The organism is Escherichia sp. E4702 (assembly GCF_963883545.1).
Taxonomy (GTDB): domain Bacteria; phylum Pseudomonadota; class Gammaproteobacteria; order Enterobacterales; family Enterobacteriaceae; genus Escherichia.
On record NZ_CAWORF010000018.1, the window covers coordinates 1 to 22,650 of the forward strand.

The following is a 22,650-nucleotide window of genomic DNA, read 5'->3' on the forward strand; positions in this document are numbered from 1 at the left end:
CCGGAGCGTTGTGGAGCAGGAGTTATGGGGCGTGTTACTGGCGTATAATCTGGTGAGATATCAGATGATTAAAATGGCGGGCCATCTGAAAGGATACTGGCCGAATCAGCTGAGCTTCTCAGAATCATGCGGCATGGTCATGAGAATGCTGATGACCCTTCAGGGGGCTTCACCAGGTCGTATTCCGGAGCTGATGCAGGATCTTGAAAGTATGGGACAACTGGTAAGGTTGCCGACAAGAAGGGAAAGGGCCTTCCCCAGGGTGGTAAAGGAAAGGCCCTGGAGATACCCCATAGCCTCGAAAAAAGGCCAGTCAGTTGCTTAACTGACTGGCATTACGGCAATGTGCCGACGTTTTTAGAAAGAAATATTTGTCTATTTATCGCCCGTTATTCAAGCTGGTTGGCTTATCCGCGCCAGTTGTTCGAAGTAATCCGGGAAGGTTTTAGCCGTACATTTGGGGTCAAGAATCGTCACTGGCGTATCTGACAATGCCACCAGCGAGAAACACATCGCCATCCGGTGATCATTGTATGTCGCGATCTCGGCAAAGTTCAGTTTTACCGGTGGAGTTATGCGAATGAAATCGTGCCCCTCTTCAACTTCTGCACCGACTTTACGTAGCTCTGTTGCCATCGCGAACAGGCGATCCGTTTCTTTTACGCGCCAGTTATAAATATTGCGCAGCGTGGTTGTGCCTTTTGCAAATAACGCCGTCGTGGCAATGGTCATCGCCGCATCGGGAATATGGTTCATATCCATATCGATGGCGTTCAGTTCGCCACACGTGCAGGCAATATAATCATCGCCCCAGCTAATGGTCGCCCCCATTTTTTCCAGTACATCAGCAAATCGAATATCGCCCTGCATACTGTTGCGTCCAATGCCGGTCACTTTTACCGTGCCGCCTTTGATTGCTGCTGCTGCCAGGAAGTAAGAAGCTGAAGATGCATCTCCTTCGACCAAATAAGTACCCGGAGACTGATAAGACTGCCCCCCTTTTACGACAAATTGTTGATAGTGCTGATTTTCAATCTCAACACCAAACGTTTTCATCAGGTTGAGCGTGATATCGATATAAGGTTTAGAAACCAGATCACCTTTAATACGAATAACTGTATCTTTCGGCGCAAGAGGCGCAGTCATTAACAGTGCGGTGAGGAACTGGCTGGAAACGGAGCCATCAACGTCAACGTTGCCGCCAGTAAAACCGCCCTGTAAACGCAACGGCGGATAATTTTCTTGTTCCAGGTAAGTGATCTTCGCCCCGCCCAGGCGCAGCGCATCCACCAGATGACCAATCGGGCGCTCTTTCATACGCGGCTCACCGGTCAGCACAATATCATTGCTACCCAGACAAAGAGCTGCCGCCAGCGGACGCATTGCCGTTCCGGCGTTACCGAGGAACAACTCCAAGGCACCTTCTGCGTGTAATGGACCGCCGTTACCGATAATTTCGCAACGCGTACGATCGGCTGAAAGCGTATAGCTTACCCCTAACGCTGTTAATGCATTCAGCATATGGCGCACGTCATCGCTATCCAGCAGATTAGTTAATACTGTTTTGCCGTGTGCTAATGCCGCCAGCAATAAAGCGCGGTTAGAAACGCTCTTGGAACCAGGCAGATTAATAGTGCCATCGACACGGGCGATGGGGTGGCAACGTCAGGGATTCCATGAACTCAACTCTCTACAACAGAAATAAAAACCCCACAGTCTGGCTGTGGGGATTACGCAAAATGTCGGCATTAGCCGTGACGACGTTCGAACTCAACCATGAAGTCTGTCAGTGCTTTAACGCCTTCCAGCGGCATGGCGTTATAAATAGAAGCACGCATTCCGCCGACCACACGGTGACCTTTCAGCGCATGTAAGCCCGCAGCGAAAGACTCTTCGAGGAACAATTTATCAAGCGCGCTATCCGCCAACTGGAACGGCACGTTCATCCGCGAACGGTTAGCTTTCGCCACATCATTGCGGTAGAAATCGCTGTTATCAATCACCCCATACAGCAGTTCTGCTTTTTGCTGATTGATCTTATCCATTGCAACCACACCGCCGTTCGCTTTCAGCCATTTGAAGACCAGACCAGACAGATACCAGGCAAACGTTGGCGGCGTGTTAAACATGGAGTCGTTATCGTTGAGGATGGAATAATCCAGAATCGACGGACAAGCGATATTCGCTTTGCCCAGCAAATCTTCACGAACGATGACGATTGTCAGGCCAGCCGGGCCGATATTTTTCTGTGCGCCAGCGTAAATTACGCCATAACGGCTAACATCAATCGGACGGGAAAGAATGGTTGAAGAGAAGTCGGCAGCGACCACCACATCTTTGCCGAAGTCTGGCGTTTCGTCGATGGCGATACCATCAATGGTTTCATTCGGGCAGTAATGCATATAAGCAGCATTATCAGAGAGTTGCCATTCGCGCATTGGCTTAACCGCACGCAGACCATCAACAGTCACTTTGGCGTCAAAGACATTAGGCGTGCAGTATTTTTTCGCTTCTTTAATGGCACTTGCCGCCCAGTAACCGGCATCAACATAATCTGCGGTGGTTTTATCACCAAGAATATTCAGCGGTACAGCAGCAAACTGACCGCGACCGCCGCCGTGGCAGAACAATACCTTGTAGTTGGAGGGGATATTAAGAAGATCACGAAAATCCTTCTCGGCTTCCTCTGCAACCTGAATGAACTCTTTGCCACGGTGACTCACTTCCATCACCGACGTACCAAGACCGTTCCAGTCGCGCAGTTCCTGTTGAGCCTGTTTAAGCACCTCTGCCGGTAGCATTGCCGGACCAGAACTAAAATTGAAGATTTGAGCCATTTCCCCTCACCACGTTGCGTTGCTATTAACCCGCGGTCAATCGATTGCGACCACAGGTAATACATTATTCCTGTGGCTATCGGTTTTATCATTCAGTGACACACATCGCAATGAGTAAAACCGTTGAGGGCAAAAATGTGGCTTGCATCACACAGAAGAATCTCTCGGATTATTAGCAAATAGCCGATGTTTTTACTGTCAAGTCACCCGTTTTGCCCGACTTGCCTTCGTCCATTCTGGATTTGCACAGCGCGGACATAATTGTTTTTCCCCCGCATTCATATGAATGATTTCACTGCAACGGATGCATGCATAGTCCGCCGACTCCGGCACCACTTTGTAACGCTGAGTACAGTCACTGGGTAAAATAAGTAATCCCGGTTTTACTTTGTCATTCTCAAAGAAATAGACGCTAATTTGCCCGTTGGTTTCGAGAATCGCCAAACGTACCTGCCCCAGTTGTTCCACGCCACGCAACCGTAGTTCCATAAAGAACTCAAATTCCGTCATGTTGGAGTTATTGAGTTTCGACCAGGCCAGCTCGCCATCTTCAATAATGACAACCGGTTTACCTTCCAGAAGATCTTCCAGTTTTTCACTGTGCGCCATCAACCACATCACCAGGCGGTATAACAACGCCAGGGTAATAAAGACAATAAGCACCGGGACCATTGGCACATCGTCATAAAACGCCACATCCCCCGCCGCCGACCCCAGCGTCAGAATGATTAATACTTCAAATAGCGACATTTGCCGCACACCGCGTCTCCCTGTCATTTTGAGGAACAAAAAAGACCAGTACAAAGGTATAAAGACTACGTAGTGCAACTTCGCCAAGGAAATCAAAAGGCACTTTATCGAATGCCATACGGTGGAGATCGAACGCCTTCATTTTTATGCTCTTATCGTAGTTTATCCGCTAAAAGCATAGTCAACAGTTCATCGGCATGGCGGCGGTGATAGCACCTTTGAGATAAAACCCGTATTATTGCGCGCTTTCCGTACGACTAAAGTGATTTTCATGACGCAAACATTTATCCCCGGCAAAGATGCCGCACTGGAAGATTCCATCGCTCGCTTCCAGCAAAAACTCTCCGACCTCGGTTTTCAGATTGAAGAGGCCTCCTGGCTGAATCCGGTGCCTAACGTCTGGTCTGTGCACATTCGCGACAAAGAGTGCGCCCTGTGTTTTACCAACGGCAAAGGCGCAACCAAAAAAGCGGCGCTGGCTTCTGCCCTCGGTGAATATTTCGAGCGTCTGTCTACCAACTACTTTTTTGCGGACTTCTGGCTGGGCGAAACCATCGCCAACGGTCCGTTCGTGCATTATCCCAACGAAAAATGGTTCCCACTGACCGAAAATGACGATGTGCCAGAAGGGCTGCTCGATGACCGTCTGCGCGCATTTTACGATCCGGAAAATGAACTGACCGGTAGCATGCTGATTGACCTGCAATCCGGTAACGAAGATCGTGGTATTTGCGGCCTGCCGTTTACGCGTCAGTCCGACAATCAGACCGTTTATATTCCGATGAATATCATTGGTAACCTGTACGTCTCCAACGGTATGTCCGCAGGTAATACCCGCAACGAAGCACGCGTTCAGGGATTGTCTGAAGTTTTCGAACGCTACGTGAAAAACCGAATTATTGCTGAAAGCATCAGCCTGCCAGAGATCCCGGCAGACGTGCTGGCGCGTTACCCAGCGGTGGTTGAAGCCATCGAAACACTGGAAGCAGAAGGTTTCCCAATCTTTGCTTATGATGGTTCGCTTGGCGGCCAGTATCCGGTGATTTGCGTGGTACTGTTCAATCCTGCTAACGGTACCTGCTTTGCCTCTTTCGGTGCGCATCCTGATTTTGGCGTAGCACTGGAACGTACCGTGACCGAGCTGCTGCAAGGTCGTGGCCTGAAAGATTTGGATGTGTTTACTCCACCAACCTTCGATGATGAAGAAGTCGCTGAACATACCAACCTCGAAACGCACTTTATCGATTCCAGCGGTTTAATCTCCTGGGACCTGTTCAAGCAGGATGCCGATTATCCGTTTGTGGACTGGAGCTTCTCCGGCACCACGGAAGAAGAGTTCGCCACGCTGATGGCTATCTTCAAAAAGGAAGATAAAGAAGTTTATATTGCCGATTACGAGCATCTGGGTGTCTACGCTTGCCGCATTATCGTGCCTGGCATGTCCGATATTTATCCGGCTGAAGATTTATGGCTGGCAAATAACGGTATGGGCAGCCATTTACGGGAAACAATTCTGTCACTGCCCGGTAGCGAGTGGGAAAAGGAAGATTACCTGAACCTCATCGAGCAACTGGATGAAGAAGGTTTTGATGACTTTACCCGCGTGCGTGAGCTGCTGGGTCTGGCGACCGGACCGGATAACGGCTGGTACACTCTGCGTATCGGTGAATTAAAAGCCATGCTGGCGCTGGCTGGTGGCGATCTGGAACAGGCTCTGGTCTGGACCGAATGGACGATGGAGTTTAACTCATCAGTATTTAGTCCGGAACGCGCCAACTATTATCGTTGCCTGCAAACGTTGTTATTACTGGCACAGGAAGAAGATCGCCAGCCGCTGCAATATCTGAATGCGTTTGTTCGCATGTACGGCGCAGATGCCGTAGAAGCCGCCAGTGCGGCAATGAGCGGCGAAGCGGCGTTTTATGGGTTGCAACCAGTAGATAGCGATCTGCACGCGTTTGCTGCACATCAGTCGTTGTTGAAGGCCTACGAAAAGCTGCAGCGCGCCAAAGCAGCATTCTGGGCAAAATAAAATCAAATAGCCTACGCAATGTAGGCTATTTGATTCGTCTGAGTTATATTACGGGGCGTTTTTTTTAATGCCCCGCTTTACATATATTTGCATTAATAAAATAATTGTAATTATAAGGTTAAATATCGGTAATTTGTATTTAATAAATACGATCGATATTGTTACTTTATTCGCCTGGTGCTCCCTTTTAATTAACTGTTTTAGCGGAGGATGCGGAAAAAATTCAACTCATTTGTTAATTTTTAAAATTTATTTTTATTTGGATAATCAAATATTTACTCCGTATTTGCATAAAAACCATGCGAGTTACGGGCCTATAAGCCAGGCGAGATATGATCTATATCAATTTCTCATCTATAATGCTTTGTTAGTATCTCGTCGCCGACTTAATAAAGAGAGAGTTAGTGTGAAAGCTGACAACCCTTTTGATCTTTTACTTCCTGCTGCAATGGCCAAAGTGGCCGAAGAGGCAGGTGTCTATAAAGCAACGAAACATCCGCTTAAGACTTTCTATCTGGCGATTACCGCCGGTGTTTTCATCTCAATCGCATTCGTCTTCTATATCACAGCAACCACTGGCACAGGCACAATGCCCTTCGGCATGGCAAAACTGGTTGGCGGCATTTGCTTCTCTCTGGGGCTGATTCTTTGTGTTGTCTGCGGAGCCGATCTCTTTACTTCCACAGTGTTGATTGTTGTTGCCAAGGCGAGTGGGCGCATCACCTGGGGCCAGTTGGCGAAAAACTGGTTAAATGTCTATTTTGGCAACCTGGTCGGCGCACTGCTGTTTGTACTTTTAATGTGGCTTTCTGGCGAATATATGACCGCGAATGGTCAATGGGGACTAAATGTCCTACAAACCGCCGACCACAAAGTGCACCATACTTTTATTGAGGCCGTCTGTCTTGGTATCCTGGCAAACCTGATGGTATGTCTGGCAGTATGGATGAGTTATTCTGGCCGCAGCCTGATGGACAAAGCGTTTATCATGGTGCTGCCGGTCGCGATGTTTGTTGCCAGCGGTTTTGAGCACAGTATCGCAAACATGTTTATGATCCCGATGGGTATTGTAATCCGCGACTTCGCATCTCCGGAATTCTGGACCGCTGTCGGTTCTGCACCGGAAAATTTTTCTCACCTGACCGTGATGAACTTCATCACTGATAACCTGATTCCGGTTACGATCGGTAATATTATCGGCGGTGGTTTGTTGGTTGGGTTGACATACTGGGTCATTTACCTGCGTGAAAACGATCACCATTAATGGTTGTCGAAGTACGCAGTAAATAAAAAATCCACTTAAGAAGGTAGGTGTTACATGTCCGAGCTTAATGAAAAGTTAGCCACAGCCTGGGAAGGTTTTACCAAAGGTGACTGGCAGAATGAAGTAAACGTCCGTGACTTCATTCAGAAAAACTACACTCCGTACGAGGGTGACGAGTCCTTCCTGGCTGGCGCTACTGAAGCGACCACCACCCTGTGGGACAAAGTAATGGAAGGCGTTAAACTGGAAAACCGCACTCACGCGCCAGTTGACTTTGACACCGCTGTTGCTTCCACCATCACCTCTCACGACGCTGGCTACATCAACAAGCAGCTTGAGAAAATCGTTGGTCTGCAGACTGAAGCTCCGCTGAAACGTGCTCTTATCCCGTTCGGTGGTATCAAAATGATCGAAGGTTCCTGCAAAGCGTACAACCGCGAACTGGATCCGATGATCAAAAAAATCTTCACTGAATACCGTAAAACTCACAACCAGGGCGTGTTCGACGTTTACACTCCGGACATCCTGCGTTGCCGTAAATCTGGTGTTCTGACCGGTCTGCCAGATGCATATGGCCGTGGTCGTATCATCGGTGACTACCGTCGCGTTGCGCTGTACGGTATCGACTACCTGATGAAAGACAAACTGGCACAGTTCACCTCTCTGCAGGCTGATCTGGAAAACGGCGTAAACCTGGAACAGACTATCCGTCTGCGCGAAGAAATTGCTGAACAGCACCGCGCTCTGGGTCAGATGAAAGAAATGGCTGCGAAATACGGCTACGACATCTCTGGTCCGGCTACCAACGCTCAGGAAGCTATCCAGTGGACTTACTTCGGCTACCTGGCTGCTGTTAAGTCTCAGAACGGTGCTGCAATGTCCTTCGGTCGTACCTCCACCTTCCTGGATGTGTACATCGAACGTGACCTGAAAGCTGGCAAGATCACCGAACAAGAAGCGCAGGAAATGGTTGACCACCTGGTCATGAAACTGCGTATGGTTCGCTTCCTGCGTACTCCAGAGTACGATGAACTGTTCTCTGGCGACCCGATCTGGGCAACCGAATCTATCGGTGGTATGGGCCTCGACGGTCGTACCCTGGTTACCAAAAACAGCTTCCGTTTCCTGAACACCCTGTACACCATGGGTCCGTCTCCGGAACCGAACATGACCATTCTGTGGTCTGAAAAACTGCCGCTGAACTTCAAGAAATTCGCCGCTAAAGTGTCCATCGACACCTCTTCTCTGCAGTATGAGAACGATGACCTGATGCGTCCGGACTTCAACAACGATGACTACGCTATCGCTTGCTGCGTAAGCCCGATGATCGTTGGTAAACAAATGCAGTTCTTCGGTGCGCGTGCAAACCTGGCGAAAACCATGCTGTACGCAATCAACGGCGGCGTTGACGAAAAACTGAAAATGCAGGTTGGTCCGAAGTCTGAACCGATCAAAGGCGACCTCCTGAACTACGATGAAGTGATGGAGCGCATGGATCACTTCATGGACTGGCTGGCTAAACAGTACATCACTGCACTGAACATCATCCACTACATGCACGACAAGTACAGCTACGAAGCCTCTCTGATGGCGCTGCACGACCGTGACGTTATCCGCACCATGGCGTGTGGTATCGCTGGTCTGTCCGTTGCTGCTGACTCCCTGTCTGCAATCAAATATGCGAAAGTTAAACCGATTCGTGACGAAGACGGTCTGGCTATCGACTTCGAAATCGAAGGCGAATACCCGCAGTTTGGTAACAACGATCCGCGTGTAGATGACCTGGCTGTTGACCTGGTAGAACGTTTCATGAAGAAAATTCAGAAACTGCACACCTACCGTGACGCTATCCCGACTCAGTCTGTTCTGACCATCACTTCTAACGTTGTGTATGGTAAGAAAACCGGTAACACCCCAGACGGTCGTCGTGCTGGCGCGCCGTTCGGACCGGGTGCTAACCCGATGCACGGCCGTGACCAGAAAGGTGCTGTAGCTTCCCTGACTTCCGTTGCTAAACTGCCGTTCGCTTACGCTAAAGATGGTATCTCTTACACCTTCTCTATCGTTCCGAACGCACTGGGTAAAGACGACGAAGTTCGTAAGACCAACCTGGCTGGTCTGATGGATGGTTACTTCCACCACGAAGCGTCCATCGAAGGTGGTCAGCACCTGAACGTTAACGTGATGAACCGTGAAATGCTGCTCGACGCGATGGAAAACCCGGAAAAATATCCGCAGCTGACCATCCGTGTATCTGGCTACGCAGTACGTTTCAACTCGCTGACTAAAGAACAGCAGCAGGACGTTATTACTCGTACCTTCACTCAATCTATGTAATTAGATTTGACTGAAATCGTACAGTAAAAAGCGTACAATAAAGGCTCCACGAAAGTGGGGCCTTTTTTAGCAAGAGAGCCTTTTTTGTCAGCTATCTATACTTTAAGGTAACTGCCAAAACAGACTCGACGTAGCCTTCGAGCTGCGCACCAACACGGCCTCAGATGGGCCACATCTGGAGAAACACCGCAATGTCAGTTATTGGTGACATTTTTTGATATCTAATCATATGAAATAAAAGGATTTATTTCTGGTCACGTCCACACATTGACCACATCGACAAAAAAAGCCCCTCGACTGAGGGGCTTTCTGTTTGTAATTACATCCACATAATTTGCTGCCCTGACGGCAACGGGTGCGGCCTTACGGCGTGGACTTCTCCCGGCTTCACGATGTATCGCTGTACCGACTCATAGGTGATGAACGTGGCGCTGCAATTCACGTTCTGGCACTGGTGATAACGCTCTTTTGTCGTGTCAGTGATATAGCGGCTTGTACGCGCATGTGCGGCATGCTGGCATAAAGGACAATGAAACATCGCGAGCACCTCTTCCGGTTTTGTTGATGGTGCCATTTTAGTTAATTTATCCTTATAAAACAAACAGATAAATAAAACATATCACTCATCATCTTCTGTTTCGTACTCCACATCAGAAAGCCTGACCTCAAGCTCTAAGGACGTCGTGAAGCCGCTATTATTCAGAAAATGTGTCACCTTAGTGATTGTCCAGTCCTGCTCGTCTATGACGCGCTTAAAGCCTGACACTTTAACCGGTGTTTCCGTGTAAATATCTGCCCGACCGGTAGCCAGGCTGATGGAGAACTCCGCAACGCCCCGTTGCAGTTTATCCCACTTCGCCTGAGCGGCGCGCATGGCCTGCGCTTTCGTGGCATATACCGTGGTCAGGGCAAAAACGTTGTCAGCCTCACCGGCCATGTATTCACCTTCGCGTGCTTCCGGTACTTTTGGCGCTTTCTTCTGCCTGACCGGTTTCGCTTTCGGGTGCTCCAGTGCGCGCAGGTGTTTTTCTTTCTTTTTGCGTTTCAGTTTTACCTTCTGCTTTTGCGGTTTCGGGTCTTTGGTGTGTAACCACTTTGCTGTTACGCCGGTATAGGCTCCACGGTCAGCAATCGCAAAATGATGGCGGTCGCCGTCACTGCGGGTGATGGTAATCTGCGGGATTTTTTTACCGCTGGCCGTCACCCCCTGCCCCGCTTTGAGAAACAGCAGTTTTCCCATTTTTACCGACACCTCACCGCCGTTGCGTTCAGCAAGACGGGTCAGGAATTTCGCATCTGACTCCTGCGACTGGTCGATGTGCGGGATTTTAATTCCGGCCAGTGGCGGAGCGACACTGGCTTCCAGCCTGTTACGGGAGGCTATCGCTTCAACAATCGCACCGAGCGTGGTGTCATGCCAGGAGCCTTCACGGCGGGAATTGAGCGTCCCGCGGAAATCTGCACTCCGGGCGCGGATGGTGACCACATCCGGCGCGCCCCGGTGTTCAACCTCATCAACGGTGAATTTCCCTTTGCATACCAGGGCAAAACCTTTCCAGCCGATATACACCGTCAGGACAGCGCCACGAACCGGCAGCCCGACCTGCCCGTCGGCATCGTTCAGTTCAATATCAAGCTGGTCAGCCTCAAAGCCCCGGTTATCCGTCAGGGTCATGCTCATCAGACGGTCGCTGATATTGCCGGTAATATCCCTGCTGTCGAGCATCAGCATGTAATCCGGCGTCAGCGTACTGCCTGCATCAAATGTCAGCGCATCCAGCATTATCCTGCCCCCGTCATACCCGTGAATCTGGTCGCCATACTGCCGGCCTTACCGATGAGCGACTCCGCCTGTTTACCGATATCGCCATAAAGCGCGGCCAGTGATTCATCAACGCGGGTGAGCGACAGCGTAAAATCAATTTTCCGGGGTGTGCCGTCTGCAAAGAAAATACTCCCTGTTTCACTCACCTTGCTGATGACATACATGCCGTAAATCATGCCAGTGCCATCCAGCAACGGCCACGCCCGGCCTTCATCTGCCATCAGCCTGAGCGTGGTCATCGTCAGCTTTCCGCCGGTCAGTTCGGGATAAAGCACACCGGCAAGCGTCATGTTCTCCTCACCCACACCGAGAAACTGGTAGGCATCCCGTTTACCGATACGGGAATTTGACGGCCAGCGATAATCTGATTCACGCTGCATGGTCTGGTGTGGCAGCGTCTGGCGCATAAAAACAAACATACCTAACGCGAGCATCATTTTTCGTCACCTCCTCAACCGTCATGCATCATGCTGGCACGGGCGCGCGCACGTTTATCCCGCTCGTATTTTTCGAGCGCATCCTGTAACTGGCGGTCGAGCTGTGTCCCCGGCGCAGTACCACCCGTCAGGCTGATGTGATATTCGTTTTTACTCTGGTCTACATAAGAGCGGCCAGCCGGTGCCGTGACCGGCTGATAAGCCTGATAACCTGCATAAGAGCTGGTCGCCGGAATATAACCACCGCTGCCATACGTGGCGGCTTGAGTTCTGGCGGCGGTCTGGTCAAGTGTGTCTGACTCTTTGTTGATAACACCGAGTTTTTCCAGTACCCAGTCAATACCACTGCGCAGTTTGTTGAACGCATTAAGCGGCAGCATCAACGCGTCAGCCAGTGCCTGCCCGAACATGACGCCCGTGTCACGGCAACGGTTCAGGGTGTCCTGTGTGGCTTTAACCGGGGCAATCAGGTTTTTAAACCACTGCCACGCGGCCTGTAACTTGTCGCCCAGCCAGTCAAACAGCGGCTTCAGTGGCGTGAACAGTTCCCCCACCGGCGCAAATGCCGCTTTCAGCCCTTCAACCACACCGCCAAAGAATGCGCTGACAGGCTCCCAGTATTTACGGATAAGCAACGCCCCGGCGACAATGGCAGCCACCACGGCCACAACCGGCCAGCTAATAGCCCCGATGGCGGTCATAACAGCACTGCCAACCGTCGTGAAGATTGCCCCCATTGCGCCTGCTGCCGCGATGATGGCATTGATGCCGGTGATAACCGGCCAGGCTACAAGACCAATTGCACCGATGATGCCAATCAGCGCCAGCGCGCCACCGGCAATGATGCCGATGGTTGACGCCAGTGATTTGTTTTTCTGGATCCAGCCGTCGAGTTTTAACACATACTTTGTGGCCGTCTGCGTGAGCTTACGCAGTGTACCTTCCTGCTGGTCAAACAGGTCAGTCCCCACCGCCTCATAAGCGGACTGAAACTCCTTAAAGTCACCACCGAGGTTATCCTGCATGATTTTAACCAGCTCTTCCGTTTTACCGTCCGAGGCTTTCAGCGTGGCGGTCAGCTTATCCAGTTTTCCGCTTGCTGCCGCTGCCAGTAAAACGTTCGCTGATTTCAGGGCTTCCTCACCAAAAATGGTTTTAAGGTATTCCCCCTTCTGAGACGTTCCCAGCTTGTGTTTATCAAAGCTGGCCTGAATCTCTTTCAGAATGGTGAACAACGGACGCATATTTCCCTTTTTGTCCGAGGTTTTAACGCCAAGCTCTTTGAGTGCATCCCATGCTTTTCCAGTCGGTGCCTGTAATCGGGTGACAATGGCACTGCTACCCGTACCCGCCATTGACCCCCTGATGTTATTGTCATGCAGCACACCGGTCATGGCCGCTGCCTGCTCAAGACTTACACCTGCCGTCCTCGCAACCGGGCCGAGGTAAGTCAGTGCATCACTGAGACCCTGAAAATCAGCCGCCGACTTATTCATCGTTGCCGACAACACGTCGCCCACATGGCTGACATCATCATTTGACAGTTGAAAGGATGCCTTAGTCCCCAGCAACAATTGCGCGTTTTCTTCCATCGACCGCTGGTTTGCCAGTGCCATATTCAGTGTGACCGGCGTTGCTGCCTGAATAGCCGCAGCATCTCCACCCGCTTTCGCAATGATAATCTGCGCACCGGCCGCATCATCCGCTGAGGCGGCGGTGTTGTCGCCGAGCTGGCGCGCCTGCTTGCGGAGTGCGGTCATTTCGGCGGAGTCTTTTGCCACTCCGAGCACGGCCTGCAATGCTGAGTTTTTCTGCGCAAACTCATAACCGGGCATCAGCAGCTTAACTCCGGCCATCGTTCCCGCAGCAGCAATCCCCACACCGGCAGCGCCCACTGAGGCCATATTTCCGGCCAGTTCCTTTCCGGCCTGATAACGCTGTTTGACTGCGTTAAGTTTTGCCTGTTGCGCACTGACACGCGCCAGCGCGTCGCGCTGACGGTTAAGCTGTGCGGTGGTTTCACTGATACGGTTTTTCAGTCCCTGCTCATCATGTGCAAGATTGCGGGTATTAATTCCCACAACGGCCAGTTCCCGCTGCTGGCGTTTAACGGAATCCGTCAGGCGGTTATATTTCGCCTGTAAGTCCTCCGCCGCACGCTTTGCGGATTCCAGCACTTTCGCCTGAGCACGGGTCGGACGTTCGGTGTTTTTAAACTGTGTGGCAAGGGCTTCGGCTTCCTGCCGTGCCTTTTCAAGTGCATGACCAGTCACGGCAAGCTGTGCGCTGGTCTTGCGAAATCCCTCAATACGGGATGCGTGACCATTCAGCTCGCGCAGTGATTTTTGTGTTTCCCGGATATCCCCCGACAGCGACTTACTCGCTGTGCGGATGGATTTAAACGGGCGGGATGCCTGGTCAACAGCCCTGAGCAATACCTGTAATTTTACATTGTTACTCATTCGTGTTTTCGCTTCGCTGGAGCGCCTTTTCGCGCCATGTGATGAGTTCGGTCAGGCTCATGGGATACAGTTCTGATGGCGGCCAGTGAAATATCACTGCCACATCCGCCATCAGGTCATCTACCGACAGATTTTTCGGAAACGTCACTGCACCGAGTTCGGCGACAAAAAACCGACCACCTTACCGGCCAGTTCCACAAGGTCAGGCAGTTCCAGCGCGGCGACTTCCTGCTCGGTCAGCATCGGTGCCGTCATGCGCGGCAGCACCTTAATAAGTGCATCGACTTCGGAGTGTGCGACCGAAGCCAGACTGACACCGCGAAGCGTCCCGGCATTAGGTTTCATCAGCGTGACCTGTTTGATAACCTGCTCACCACGTTTGACCGGATTTTCCAGGGTAATCACATTTTCTTTGTTCATGGTTTTCTCACTTCTGAATCAGGGTTAACCGGTCAGCCTGGCTGACCGGATGAAAATCACAGGCCGATATTGCGGCGGTGTTGCTCCAACCGGTCGACGCCGTTCACCTTCTCAATCATGTTGATGGTGTCGATTTCGACCAGCTCCTTACCGTCCATCGTCAGCCGGAAATAGGTGCAGACCACGGAGATTTTCGACTCGGTGTCTTCTCCCTGTTTACCCTCGCCGGTGTCGATTTCTTTCTGACGTCCACGCATGACCACTTCGACGGCCACCGTTTCGCCGGTATCGTCGCGCTGGTAAGAGCCTGCAAAACGAATCGGCACAGCATCCACACCGGTTGCGGCGTAAAGCTCCCAGATAACCGAATCCGGGAAGCCCCCGAGCGACCACTCCATTGACAGCGCATCGTCATCAAGGCCGAGGTCTACCGGTGCGCTGCCGTTCATCCCCGCACCGCGATAGTTTTCGAGCTTACGAGTCAGTTTTGGCAGCGTGACGGACTTTGCAACGCCCTGATAGCTGTAGCCGTTCAGAAAGACGTTCATTAACTTGAGTTTGCGCGGCATTGCCATCGGTCAGGCTCCTTAATTGCTGTTAACCGAAGTGACCAGATTTGCCAGGTATTTATCGGTAATACGCTGGCGCAGGGTCAGGTTTTCGAGAGGAGGCACCGGTGTATAGTCGTAGTCGATATACAGTTTTCCGGCCTTGAGGGTTTCCGCATCGTTGGATTCTTCGCTGAACCAGCAGGTCGCATCCACGATATAGCCGTTTGTTTTCAGTTCACGGAATTTGGCATTAATGCCGTCAACGATGTCGCGAATCAGCGTTGCGGTTATGGGCTTATCCACAGCCCACATGTGCGCCTCAGCCATCGTGTCGGCCAGCACCTGCGCGGTGCGGGTGTAGTTTTCAAAGAGGAACAACGGGTCATCAGAGCAGGTACGGTTACCCCAGAAACGGAAACCGTCACGGCGAATCAGCGTTGTGACACCTGACTCGTTCAACAGGTCAGCATCGGTGCCGGACTCCTGCAAATCCCAGAATACAGAGGCACTGATGCCAGTAACACCGTTTACCCCGACGTTGGACAGCGTTTTATGCCAGCCCTGCTCCTGGTCGATTTTAGCACGCAGACCCAGCGCACGGGCGGTGGCATACGCGGTGGCAGTGGTACTGGTGACCGTATCCCATGCGAGGAAATCCGGCCAGATGACCATCAGCTCACGCTGGCTGAAATTCTGGCGGTAGGCTTTCACCTCGGAAATGGTTTTACAGCCCCATGCGCTGATATACCCGAAAGCGCGCAGCTTCTGACAGACTGATGCCAGTGCAACAGCCACCTCTTTGGTGTCCAGTCCCGGCACACCGAGAATGCGCGGTTTAACACCGGTTACCGACTCTGCCGCCAGCAGGGCTTTCAGTCCGGTGTACTGACCGTTTTCGTCAGTGGTGCCGATGATATTGGAAACGGTCTGCGCGAGTTTCGTTTCCTCGTCGTCGCCGGTGCCGTCTTCCACACGCACGACAACGGTGACCGGTTTTGACTGGTCGGCGATGGCCTGCAACGATGCCGCCAGCGTGCCTTTTTTACCGGCCTTTGCAATTGCGCTCTGCACATTGGTAATCAGCACAGGTTTATTGAGGGGGAAGGTTTCCGCATCCGCATCGCTGGCCGTACAGACCATGCCGACAATGGCAGTGGATACGGTGGAAATGACGCGGGTGCCGTCGTTAATCTCCAGCACCTGCACGCCGTGATGATAGTCACTCATCCGTTTAACTCCGTGGTTAATGGGTGAGTGGTATTTTCATGTGTGCCGGAGATGTCAGGCTATTTGTCCCGGTTGGCTGAGGGATGACACAATTTATTCTTTGTCGCTGATGAGGCGAATTTTTTATAGAGCGTGGACAGGTCAATATCAAAAATCAGCGCCACACGTTGACGTGATTTCCTCGCAGCCAGCAATCGTCCTGCCTGTTCCCACGCAGTCGATTATCTGGAGCACTGGAACTGGTCGAAATTTCCAGTGCTCCAGATATTGAATGGCCTACGCCTCCGGCAGTTCAGGCCAGATAACATCCGGCGCTGTGCTGGTATCTGTTGCTGTCACCGCGTCAATGTAATCCAGCACAGCGTTAAGCCGGGTTGTTTCAGTTTGCGTCAGTTTGCGCCCGGCCTGCAATTTCAACTGAATCAGACTAATGGAAGCCATTGCGGCATCAATCAGCGACTGGCGCTGTGTTTCTGCCGTCTCTACTGCGACGTAATGTTGCTCCTCAGTATCTGTCACCCATTTCTCACCATCCCATTTATCGTATGGCGTTAACGGGGCGATAGTAGTTGTGTTGTCAGGATAGTCGCCCGGTGCTGTGATTTCTTTGGCGTCACCCGTTTCGGTGTTATAGACGATTTCACCGCGATGGTCTGGCACATATTCCCATGAATTTAAATCCACAGAACGGCAGATTGCATAACCAGCCTTATGTATACCAGGTGCGTCTAAACAAGAATATGCCGGAATACCGACTCCCACAGCAAGATATTCAGTTGATGAGGAAATATATTCCCGCGTCTCACTGTCATAGTTGTAAACGATGAGGCTTCCTGCCTGAACGGCAATAAGTTCGTTATTCAATATCGCGTTATCCATTATGCAGCTCTCACAATATAATTAAATGATGTATTACGTGGTCGCACTGATATCCATGCACTATTAAAACCGTCTTCTGCTGTTTTCTGCGTTCCCGTAATGGAGTTATCAGACGAAGCTGGAACATAGTTACTGCTGTCGCCAGCTTTAGAATTAGCAGGTATCCCGCTTGTTTGTACTTTATCGGCGGAAGCAAATGCTATCCCCACCTTGACAGATGTTGCTGTATCAACCCCGTAATAATCCTGTAACGCTGTACGAATAAAAGTTGCATCCTGACTACTGAGTAGTGATCGTCCACTGTCTACACCGCGTCCATCATCCCAGCCACGAATAAACTCACCGCGTAAATCAGGTAATTTTCCGGTGGTGTATACCTTGGCAAGCTCAGGATATTTCACCTTATCAAAGGCAGCACCATTGCATTTCAGCCAGCCTGTCGGCGGCGTGGCTGAAGGCCACGAAACAGGTACGCCAACAGGCAATGCAGAGCCTTTCCCCAAACCAAGGTAATCAAGAACCCCCTGTGTGCTGGTCTTGCCAATAATGGCGCGTCCAACACTTGTCAGTGCGGTTAGCGCAGCACGATCTGCCCCTGAAAAATAAGGGAGTTTATCTGCTGATGTAGCAAGTCCTGCCAGCGCCGTCAGTGTGGCATCCTTCGGTTGCTTACCCGCAAGTGCGTTAGTCATGGTTGTCGCAAAATTCGGGTCGTTACCCAGCGCCGCCGCCAGCTCGTTCAGCGTGTTCAGTGCGTCAGGTGACGAGTCTACAAGTGCGGTAATCGCGGCCATAACATAAGCCGTGCTTGCGATCTGAGTATTATTAGTACCCTTTGGCGCTGTTGGCGTTGTTGGCGTTCCGGTCAGGGTCGGGCTGTTTAATGGCGCTTTTTTGTTCACTTCATCCATTACCGTCTTAACAGCTTTTGGCGTCGCTGCCAGCGTTTCAGATGTGCTGTTTGTGGCGCTACTGAGTTGAACAAGGCCTTTTCGTGCCGTAGTCGCATCCTGAGCGGTATATTTCCCGTTAGCCAGGTCATATGCAGCCTTAACCGCTTTCGGTGTTGCGGCCAGTGTTTCAGATGTGCTGTTGGTTGCACTGCTTAACTGAGTAAAACCTTTTGCGATCAGCGAGGCGTCCGGGTGGCGTCGTGACTGTTCGTGCTCAGAAATTTTGTCATCCACATATTTACGTGTTGCCAGTACCACAGCCGGGTCGATTTTCAGCGTGATGGCTTCGGTGTTCGTGACAACCAGAATCATGCGGATGGTCTGGGTGCGGCCACTGCCTTCCTGTAACTGCGGTTTGTACGTTTCCGGACAGTTCGCTACCGCAATGAGTACGCCTTCATCATCATAAAGCCCAATCTCACGTATCCAGAATCCGCCCTCGTTTTCAGGGATGATTTGCTCCGCAATAATCTGGCTCTGGTTGTTCGGGTCAACACTCAGAAGATTCAGCGGCGCGATGCGTTTCTGGTTAATCAGTTTTGTCTGTGCCGGGTCTGGTGTCGGCAAGACACCATTCGCATCACCAACGGCCATTTGCGTCAGATTCAGCTTACTACCGAGCATCGTCGCGTTAGCCAGCCGTGCCGCGCCCTGATTAGTCAGAATGGCGTAGTATTTCACTGTCATGCGTTTACTCTCAGGTTATCAATGAAATGAATGACCGAGGCCGGGAAATAATTCCCTCCGACAATAATGGCCTCCGGGGTGTAGGGATAAATCGTCAGGGCGTCGCCGTGATAGCATCCCGCACCGGCAAAAATGTTGCCGGTTGTACTTAAGCTGATAGCCAGTCCCGTCAGATGGCGGCTCGCCGGTTTTGCATCAGCAACGAGACGCTCCAGTTCCTGATACATTTCCTCGGTAATACCCTGCTCAAGCACGCCAACAACGATACGGAACGTCCCCGGCTCCTCGTTGAGCTGCCACCACTCCCTTACCTCAATCAGATAGCCAAGCGGCTCCACCACACGGCGAATCGCACCAATAGTGCCCTTATGGCAGTGAATGAAATACGCATCGCGGATAACAGCGCGTTTTGTCGCTTCCGGCCACTTATCATCCCAGCGGTCAACCGAAAACGCCCACGCCAGCCACGGCAACAGATTTGCCGGGCAGGTGTCCGGGTTCCACAGCTCACGAATACTGACCGGCGTTTTTTCAATTTCCGCACAGGCTTTCGCGGCGGCGACCTCAAGCGGTGATGAGCCGGTCGGCAGCAGGCGCGAATCACTCATCCGAGCCTCCGGTCACGACGCTGTATTCGGTACAGAAAGACGCCTGCGTATTGTTGAGCACGATGTCGGCCAGCGGTGCAGCCAGTTCGACACGCTGCACACCTTCCACATGCAAAGCGGCATAAATGGCAGACAGACGGATGTCGCGCCCCAGCCGGTGCTGTGCCGTGATATACGCTTCCAGTTTTTTCACGGCAGCAGCGCGAATGGGTTCGCTTTCGGGACCAGGGTAAAGGTAAAGCGTGGCGTTTATCTGGTATTCAACAATGGCGGCAGACTGCACGGTCACGCGGTCGGCCACCGGCCTGACGTCCTCGCCATTAAGGGCGTTACGCACCACAGCCAGCAGGTCTTCGGATGCGACACCGTTATTTTCACGTGACAGCACAGAGATGGTGACGCAGGCCGGAGACGGACTGGTGACAGAAATATCCGCGACACGCCCGTCAGCACTGCGACCATGATACTGATAGGCTCCCACTGACCCGGCGACGCTTAAGCCCTCAAACGCCTGCTGAATACGCAGACGATAATCGGTGTCAGATTCCATCACTGCCGGTGTCGGCGGGATGGTCGAATCATCTGCCGGGGTGATAGTCAGGCGCGTGGTGTTGTAATTGGCGCCAATCACATCAAGGTCATTACCGGCGGCACAGGCCAGCATTACCGCCCGTGCGGCCTCATTCACACGCTGACGCCAGATAAGCTCACGATAAGCATTTTCCTCCAGCAGTTTGACGAGAGGCTCAGATTCCAGTGTCAGGGTACGGGCGACCGCCTCCTGCTGGTCTTCCGGGTAAAGGGAAATCAGTGTCGCCTTGCGTTCGGCAAGAATGGTTTCAAAGTCCAGCTCCTCGACCACATCCGGTGCGGGTAGCTGGTTCAGGTCGATAATCGGCATGGTTTCAACTCACAGGGATGGTTAACGAAAGTGGCTGGCCGGTGTCGTTGTGCTGGCCGGTTAACGTAACTGTCATTCGCCCGTCAAAACTGCGCGCCGTGGTGACGGATGACAGGGTGACGCGGGGTTCCCATTTCAGCACTGCCATGTAACAGGCGACCTTAATCTGCAACTCAAGCGCCGGGGTCTGCGGCTGGTCAATCATTGACGCCAGCAACGAGCCGTAATCACGACGCATCACCCGTGAACCGACTGGCGTGCGCAGGATATCGCCGATACTCTGGCTGATATGTTCAAGGTCAGTGGCAGTCAGGCCATCACTGCGATTCATTCCGAGATAACGCGCTGTCATAGAGGACTCCCGGTTGTGCCGCCGCTGTCGCCGGGGTGTTTATGGGTATGCAGTACCTTACCGTTTGATGAGAGTTCACCGCCGGTGTGTTCAATGTTGCCGCGCATCGTCCCGCCCTTCTGCACTTCCAGCGTGCCGGTGATCAGCTTGTTTGTGCAGACCACCTCCGGCGTGTCCAGAGTGACACGGGTTGATGCTTTCACCGTGACCACCGGCACCGTGGCAGTAACAGAATCAGAAGCCGTCACGCTGGCCGTTTTAATTCCGCTTACCGTGAGTGCACTGGTTTCAGGTTCATACTCAATCACCGCCCCGTCAGGGAAACGGATATGCAGGGCATCCGCCGACGCAGACGGCGCGGGGTTATCACCGGAATAAATCCCCGGCAGAACGAACGCCGTGTCGAGTTCACCGCCCACGGCCAGAATCAGCACCTGTTCCCCCACGGAAGGTGCCCACCATGTGCGCGAACGACCGGCGCGCTGGGTCAGCCACTTCAGCCAGTCGGTGCACATGCCGCCGGTCTGCACACGGCAGCGACCGGCGTTAAGGTCGGTTTCGACGACAAGGCCGGTGCGAATCATGTTGCGCAGTGCGCGCGCGAGTTCCTGAATATTTGCGAGAGTGTTCATAACGGGAAGGATGCCGCCGGGTCATACCGGCGGCAATGTGACGATGAGGTGTCGGGAATGGCACAACTAACGCTCAAGGTGAGCCAGGATAATCTCTTCAATCATCTGCACATCCTCACCGGTAAAGCCGAGCAGAGGACGCGCCGGATAATCAATTTTCTTACCGTCTTTCCGGGTTTCTTCCGACAGACCGAACTGATGCACACTGGCGATTTTCGGTGACTTCCCGCCGTAAAATTCCATTGATGCCTGTTCCGGGCTGGCGCGGATATGCAAAAAACGACTGGTGATAAGTTTCGCAAACATTTTTCGCTTAACGCGACCGGTCTTTTTTCTGGCGCTCTGCTGCTGGCGTGGCGCGTAGGGGGTGCCGTCCGGGGCTTTCTGTGCCATCACCCGACGCTGCTGACTCTGCCGCAGACGTTTCGCCAGTTCGGCACTCAGTCGCCGACACCCTGACGGTGACAGCGACTCAATCAGTCCGGTCAGCCGGTCTTCAAAACGCTTAAACTCATTCATCCCACTTGCTCACCAGTTCGCCATTGATATAAAGCTCCATCGGGCGGGTGACCGGCTCCGGCGGCGTGGGTTCCGGGATATTCTTCACATGCAGCGCGCCGTCCACCTCACTGACCAGCGTGCGCTCGGTCAGCATCAGGCTGATACTGATATCAAAGCTGCTGTCATTGTTGATGTCTGCATAAAACGTGAAGCCCTTTTTCTGGCCTGCGTCGGTGGTCATGATGTCGGGCTGATTTTCCCGCAGCCACGCCAGCACCGGCACGATGAGCAGGTCAAAATCACCGGTAAAGTCGGTCACAATGACATTGAGCGTGTAACGCTTTTCGAATGACAACGACGCCGCCAGTGTGGAGGCAATACTCCCGTTATCCACGAATATCCGCAGCATCTCGGGACTGGTTTTCAGCACCGTGACGGCATCAGTCAGCGCCCTGCGCAGGCTGTCGGGTTTGAGCATCGTTTTCGTCCTGACAGTGTTTAATCATTTTTACCTGGCTGGCACAGCGTGCCAGCGCGTTCTCAAGCTGCCGGATATCGGCACTTAAATCACCGTTCGTCTCCGGGTCACTGCCCGGCATCGGGCAAAGGCTCACTTTCGGGCAGGCGTTGTGGACAATCACTGGCGTCGGTGCAGGCCGGGCGCTGGTGCAACCGGCGCACAGCATCAGGCAGGCCAGCGCCGTACCAGCGGCGAAAATCTTCGTTTTCATTGAGTAACCTCGTAATGGTTTTCTCGCGCTGTGCTTCACGCTTCGCGGCGTTCTCCAGCTCCTGACGCAGTGCAACCTGCGCCAGCTCGTTTTTGTCTGCCCTGGTGAGCGCAACATGAAGCTGGTTTTTCAGCATGGTGATGGTCGTCTGCTGCCCGCTGGCGACATTGTTTGCCCTGTCCAGTGAGGTGCGCAGGCTGGCGTTTTTATGCTTCGCCAGAAACAGACCCGCCACCGCCAGCGATAACAACACAACCATCACAA

22 protein-coding genes and 5 pseudogenes are annotated in these 22,650 nt (G+C 52.3%); 5 read left to right on the plus strand and 22 right to left on the minus strand.

What is annotated here, in order from left to right; translation table 11 throughout:
• Window positions 1-325 (plus strand): annotated as a pseudogene (locus AACU94_RS12060) (IS4 family transposase); the annotation flags it as partial.
• Window positions 326-393: 68 nt separating this feature from the next.
• Here the strand turns inward: AACU94_RS12060 and aroA are convergent.
• The 3 genes and pseudogenes from aroA to AACU94_RS12075 all read right to left on the minus strand — a co-directional run bounded on the left by aroA (window position 394) and on the right by AACU94_RS12075 (window position 3,729).
• Window positions 394-1,678: pseudogene (gene aroA / locus AACU94_RS12065) on the minus strand (3-phosphoshikimate 1-carboxyvinyltransferase).
• A 70-nt stretch (window positions 1,679-1,748) separates the two neighbouring features.
• The gene (gene serC / locus AACU94_RS12070; protein WP_022645462.1) at window positions 1,749-2,837 is read right to left on the minus strand and encodes a 3-phosphoserine/phosphohydroxythreonine transaminase; all 1,089 of its coding nucleotides are present in this window, start codon (window positions 2,835-2,837) and stop codon (window positions 1,749-1,751) included.
• Between the two features lie 198 nt (window positions 2,838-3,035).
• A pseudogene (locus AACU94_RS12075) lies at window positions 3,036-3,729 on the minus strand (DUF421 domain-containing protein).
• 129 nt (window positions 3,730-3,858) lie between these two features.
• Here AACU94_RS12075 and ycaO point away from each other — a divergent pair.
• From ycaO to pflB, 3 genes are all read left to right on the plus strand, one after another.
• Window positions 3,859-5,619 carry a 30S ribosomal protein S12 methylthiotransferase accessory factor YcaO gene (gene ycaO / locus AACU94_RS12080; RefSeq protein WP_135404496.1) on the plus strand — a complete coding sequence of 587 codons (1,761 nt, stop codon included), beginning with the start codon at window positions 3,859-3,861 and terminating at the stop codon, window positions 5,617-5,619.
• 406 nt (window positions 5,620-6,025) lie between these two features.
• Entirely contained in the window at window positions 6,026-6,883 is an 858-nt protein-coding gene (gene focA, locus AACU94_RS12085) for a formate transporter FocA (protein WP_000642546.1), read from the plus strand.
• Window positions 6,884-6,937: 54 nt separating this feature from the next.
• Window positions 6,938-9,220, plus strand: a complete 2,283-nt coding sequence (gene pflB / locus AACU94_RS12090) for a formate C-acetyltransferase (RefSeq protein ID WP_001292820.1) — start codon at window positions 6,938-6,940, stop codon at window positions 9,218-9,220.
• A 319-nt stretch (window positions 9,221-9,539) separates the two neighbouring features.
• Here the strand turns inward: pflB and ogrK are convergent, their stop codons facing one another.
• From ogrK to AACU94_RS12135, 9 genes and pseudogenes are all read right to left on the minus strand, one after another.
• Window positions 9,540-9,758 (minus strand): prophage transcriptional regulator OgrK, encoded by a 219-nt coding sequence (gene ogrK / locus AACU94_RS12095; RefSeq protein WP_000468308.1) that lies wholly within the window; start codon window positions 9,756-9,758, stop codon window positions 9,540-9,542.
• A gap of 81 nt (window positions 9,759-9,839) precedes the next feature.
• A complete protein-coding gene (locus AACU94_RS12100; protein WP_135489494.1) occupies window positions 9,840-11,003 on the minus strand; it encodes a phage late control D family protein in 1,164 nt (387 codons plus the stop codon).
• Window positions 11,003-11,482, minus strand: coding sequence for a phage tail protein (locus AACU94_RS12105; RefSeq protein WP_016249379.1), 480 nt, complete (start codon window positions 11,480-11,482; stop codon window positions 11,003-11,005). The genes AACU94_RS12100 and AACU94_RS12105 overlap by 1 nt, the downstream gene beginning before the upstream one ends.
• A gap of 14 nt (window positions 11,483-11,496) precedes the next feature.
• Window positions 11,497-13,944, minus strand: a complete 2,448-nt coding sequence (locus AACU94_RS12110; protein WP_135489495.1) for a phage tail tape measure protein — start codon at window positions 13,942-13,944, stop codon at window positions 11,497-11,499.
• Window positions 13,937-14,056, minus strand: coding sequence for a GpE family phage tail protein (locus AACU94_RS12115; RefSeq protein ID WP_135489502.1), 120 nt, complete (start codon window positions 14,054-14,056; stop codon window positions 13,937-13,939). Before AACU94_RS12115 ends, AACU94_RS12110 begins: the two co-directional genes overlap by 8 nt.
• A 32-nt stretch (window positions 14,057-14,088) precedes the next feature.
• The gene (locus AACU94_RS12120) at window positions 14,089-14,364 is read right to left on the minus strand and encodes a phage tail assembly protein (RefSeq protein ID WP_021540560.1); all 276 of its coding nucleotides are present in this window, start codon (window positions 14,362-14,364) and stop codon (window positions 14,089-14,091) included.
• A gap of 56 nt (window positions 14,365-14,420) precedes the next feature.
• Window positions 14,421-14,939, minus strand: a complete 519-nt coding sequence (locus tag AACU94_RS12125; RefSeq protein ID WP_001251408.1) for a phage major tail tube protein — start codon at window positions 14,937-14,939, stop codon at window positions 14,421-14,423.
• A gap of 12 nt (window positions 14,940-14,951) precedes the next feature.
• Entirely contained in the window at window positions 14,952-16,142 is a 1,191-nt protein-coding gene (locus tag AACU94_RS12130) for a phage tail sheath protein (RefSeq protein WP_001286716.1), read from the minus strand.
• A 59-nt stretch (window positions 16,143-16,201) separates the two neighbouring features.
• Window positions 16,202-16,363, minus strand: a pseudogene (locus AACU94_RS12135) (helix-turn-helix domain-containing protein); the annotation flags it as partial.
• A gap of 9 nt (window positions 16,364-16,372) precedes the next feature.
• Here AACU94_RS12135 and AACU94_RS12140 point away from each other — a divergent pair.
• Window positions 16,373-16,447, plus strand: a pseudogene (locus AACU94_RS12140) (tail fiber assembly protein); the annotation flags it as partial.
• Here AACU94_RS12140 and AACU94_RS12145 read toward each other — a convergent pair.
• From AACU94_RS12145 to lysB, 10 genes are all read right to left on the minus strand, one after another.
• Entirely contained in the window at window positions 16,419-17,021 is a 603-nt protein-coding gene (locus AACU94_RS12145; RefSeq protein WP_135489496.1) for a tail fiber assembly protein, read from the minus strand. The pseudogene AACU94_RS12140 and the gene AACU94_RS12145 overlap by 29 nt on opposite strands.
• Window positions 17,021-18,661, minus strand: a complete 1,641-nt coding sequence (locus AACU94_RS12150; RefSeq protein WP_135489497.1) for a phage tail-collar fiber domain-containing protein — start codon at window positions 18,659-18,661, stop codon at window positions 17,021-17,023. Before AACU94_RS12150 ends, AACU94_RS12145 begins: the two co-directional genes overlap by 1 nt.
• Window positions 18,658-19,269, minus strand: coding sequence for a phage tail protein I (locus AACU94_RS12155; RefSeq protein WP_135489498.1), 612 nt, complete (start codon window positions 19,267-19,269; stop codon window positions 18,658-18,660). Before AACU94_RS12155 ends, AACU94_RS12150 begins: the two co-directional genes overlap by 4 nt.
• Complete coding sequence (locus AACU94_RS12160; RefSeq protein WP_001121496.1) at window positions 19,262-20,170, minus strand: baseplate assembly protein; 909 nt, start codon at window positions 20,168-20,170, stop codon at window positions 19,262-19,264. The genes AACU94_RS12155 and AACU94_RS12160 overlap by 8 nt, the downstream gene beginning before the upstream one ends.
• Window positions 20,171-20,174: 4 nt before the next feature.
• Window positions 20,175-20,522 carry a GPW/gp25 family protein gene (locus AACU94_RS12165; RefSeq protein WP_106760601.1) on the minus strand — a complete coding sequence of 116 codons (348 nt, stop codon included), beginning with the start codon at window positions 20,520-20,522 and terminating at the stop codon, window positions 20,175-20,177.
• Complete coding sequence (locus tag AACU94_RS12170; RefSeq protein ID WP_135489499.1) at window positions 20,519-21,154, minus strand: phage baseplate assembly protein V; 636 nt, start codon at window positions 21,152-21,154, stop codon at window positions 20,519-20,521. The genes AACU94_RS12165 and AACU94_RS12170 overlap by 4 nt, the downstream gene beginning before the upstream one ends.
• A 66-nt stretch (window positions 21,155-21,220) precedes the next feature.
• On the minus strand, window positions 21,221-21,673 hold the full coding sequence (locus tag AACU94_RS12175) for a phage virion morphogenesis protein (RefSeq protein ID WP_135489500.1): 453 nt from the start codon (window positions 21,671-21,673) through the stop codon (window positions 21,221-21,223).
• Window positions 21,666-22,133, minus strand: a complete 468-nt coding sequence (locus tag AACU94_RS12180) for a phage tail protein (RefSeq protein WP_083583080.1) — start codon at window positions 22,131-22,133, stop codon at window positions 21,666-21,668. Before AACU94_RS12180 ends, AACU94_RS12175 begins: the two co-directional genes overlap by 8 nt.
• On the minus strand, window positions 22,096-22,341 hold the full coding sequence (lysC, locus tag AACU94_RS12185) for an Rz1-like lysis system protein LysC (protein ID WP_225103931.1): 246 nt from the start codon (window positions 22,339-22,341) through the stop codon (window positions 22,096-22,098). The genes AACU94_RS12180 and lysC overlap by 38 nt, the downstream gene beginning before the upstream one ends.
• Window positions 22,241-22,648 carry an Rz-like lysis system protein LysB gene (gene lysB / locus AACU94_RS12190; protein ID WP_240726472.1) on the minus strand — a complete coding sequence of 136 codons (408 nt, stop codon included), beginning with the start codon at window positions 22,646-22,648 and terminating at the stop codon, window positions 22,241-22,243. Before lysB ends, lysC begins: the two co-directional genes overlap by 101 nt.
• Between the last annotated feature and the right edge of the window lie 2 nt (window positions 22,649-22,650).

What these genes read in the sequence shown, in the direction of transcription:
- AACU94_RS12155 (WP_135489498.1), bottom strand. Translation starts at nt 19,269, where the DNA reads ATGAGTGATTCGCGCCTGCTGCCGACCGGCTCATCACCGCTTGAGGTC.
- AACU94_RS12110 (WP_135489495.1), bottom strand. Translation starts at nt 13,944, where the DNA reads ATGAGTAACAATGTAAAATTACAGGTATTGCTCAGGGCTGTTGACCAG.
- pflB (WP_001292820.1), top strand. Translation starts at nt 6,938, where the DNA reads ATGTCCGAGCTTAATGAAAAGTTAGCCACAGCCTGGGAAGGTTTTACC.
- ycaO (WP_135404496.1), top strand. Translation starts at nt 3,859, where the DNA reads ATGACGCAAACATTTATCCCCGGCAAAGATGCCGCACTGGAAGATTCC.
- AACU94_RS12165 (WP_106760601.1), bottom strand. Translation starts at nt 20,522, where the DNA reads ATGACAGCGCGTTATCTCGGAATGAATCGCAGTGATGGCCTGACTGCC.
- ogrK (WP_000468308.1), bottom strand. Translation starts at nt 9,758, where the DNA reads ATGTTTCATTGTCCTTTATGCCAGCATGCCGCACATGCGCGTACAAGC.
- lysC (WP_225103931.1), bottom strand. Translation starts at nt 22,341, where the DNA reads ATGCTGTGCGCCGGTTGCACCAGCGCCCGGCCTGCACCGACGCCAGTG.
- AACU94_RS12115 (WP_135489502.1), bottom strand. Translation starts at nt 14,056, where the DNA reads ATGGCGGATGTGGCAGTGATATTTCACTGGCCGCCATCAGAACTGTAT.
- AACU94_RS12175 (WP_135489500.1), bottom strand. Translation starts at nt 21,673, where the DNA reads ATGAATGAGTTTAAGCGTTTTGAAGACCGGCTGACCGGACTGATTGAG.
- AACU94_RS12145 (WP_135489496.1), bottom strand. Translation starts at nt 17,021, where the DNA reads ATGGATAACGCGATATTGAATAACGAACTTATTGCCGTTCAGGCAGGA.
- AACU94_RS12100 (WP_135489494.1), bottom strand. Translation starts at nt 11,003, where the DNA reads ATGCTGGATGCGCTGACATTTGATGCAGGCAGTACGCTGACGCCGGAT.
- AACU94_RS12120 (WP_021540560.1), bottom strand. Translation starts at nt 14,364, where the DNA reads ATGAACAAAGAAAATGTGATTACCCTGGAAAATCCGGTCAAACGTGGT.
- serC (WP_022645462.1), bottom strand. Translation starts at nt 2,837, where the DNA reads ATGGCTCAAATCTTCAATTTTAGTTCTGGTCCGGCAATGCTACCGGCA.
- AACU94_RS12105 (WP_016249379.1), bottom strand. Translation starts at nt 11,482, where the DNA reads ATGATGCTCGCGTTAGGTATGTTTGTTTTTATGCGCCAGACGCTGCCA.
- AACU94_RS12160 (WP_001121496.1), bottom strand. Translation starts at nt 20,170, where the DNA reads ATGCCGATTATCGACCTGAACCAGCTACCCGCACCGGATGTGGTCGAG.
- AACU94_RS12170 (WP_135489499.1), bottom strand. Translation starts at nt 21,154, where the DNA reads ATGAACACTCTCGCAAATATTCAGGAACTCGCGCGCGCACTGCGCAAC.
- AACU94_RS12130 (WP_001286716.1), bottom strand. Translation starts at nt 16,142, where the DNA reads ATGAGTGACTATCATCACGGCGTGCAGGTGCTGGAGATTAACGACGGC.
- AACU94_RS12150 (WP_135489497.1), bottom strand. Translation starts at nt 18,661, where the DNA reads ATGACAGTGAAATACTACGCCATTCTGACTAATCAGGGCGCGGCACGG.
- AACU94_RS12180 (WP_083583080.1), bottom strand. Translation starts at nt 22,133, where the DNA reads ATGCTCAAACCCGACAGCCTGCGCAGGGCGCTGACTGATGCCGTCACG.
- AACU94_RS12125 (WP_001251408.1), bottom strand. Translation starts at nt 14,939, where the DNA reads ATGGCAATGCCGCGCAAACTCAAGTTAATGAACGTCTTTCTGAACGGC.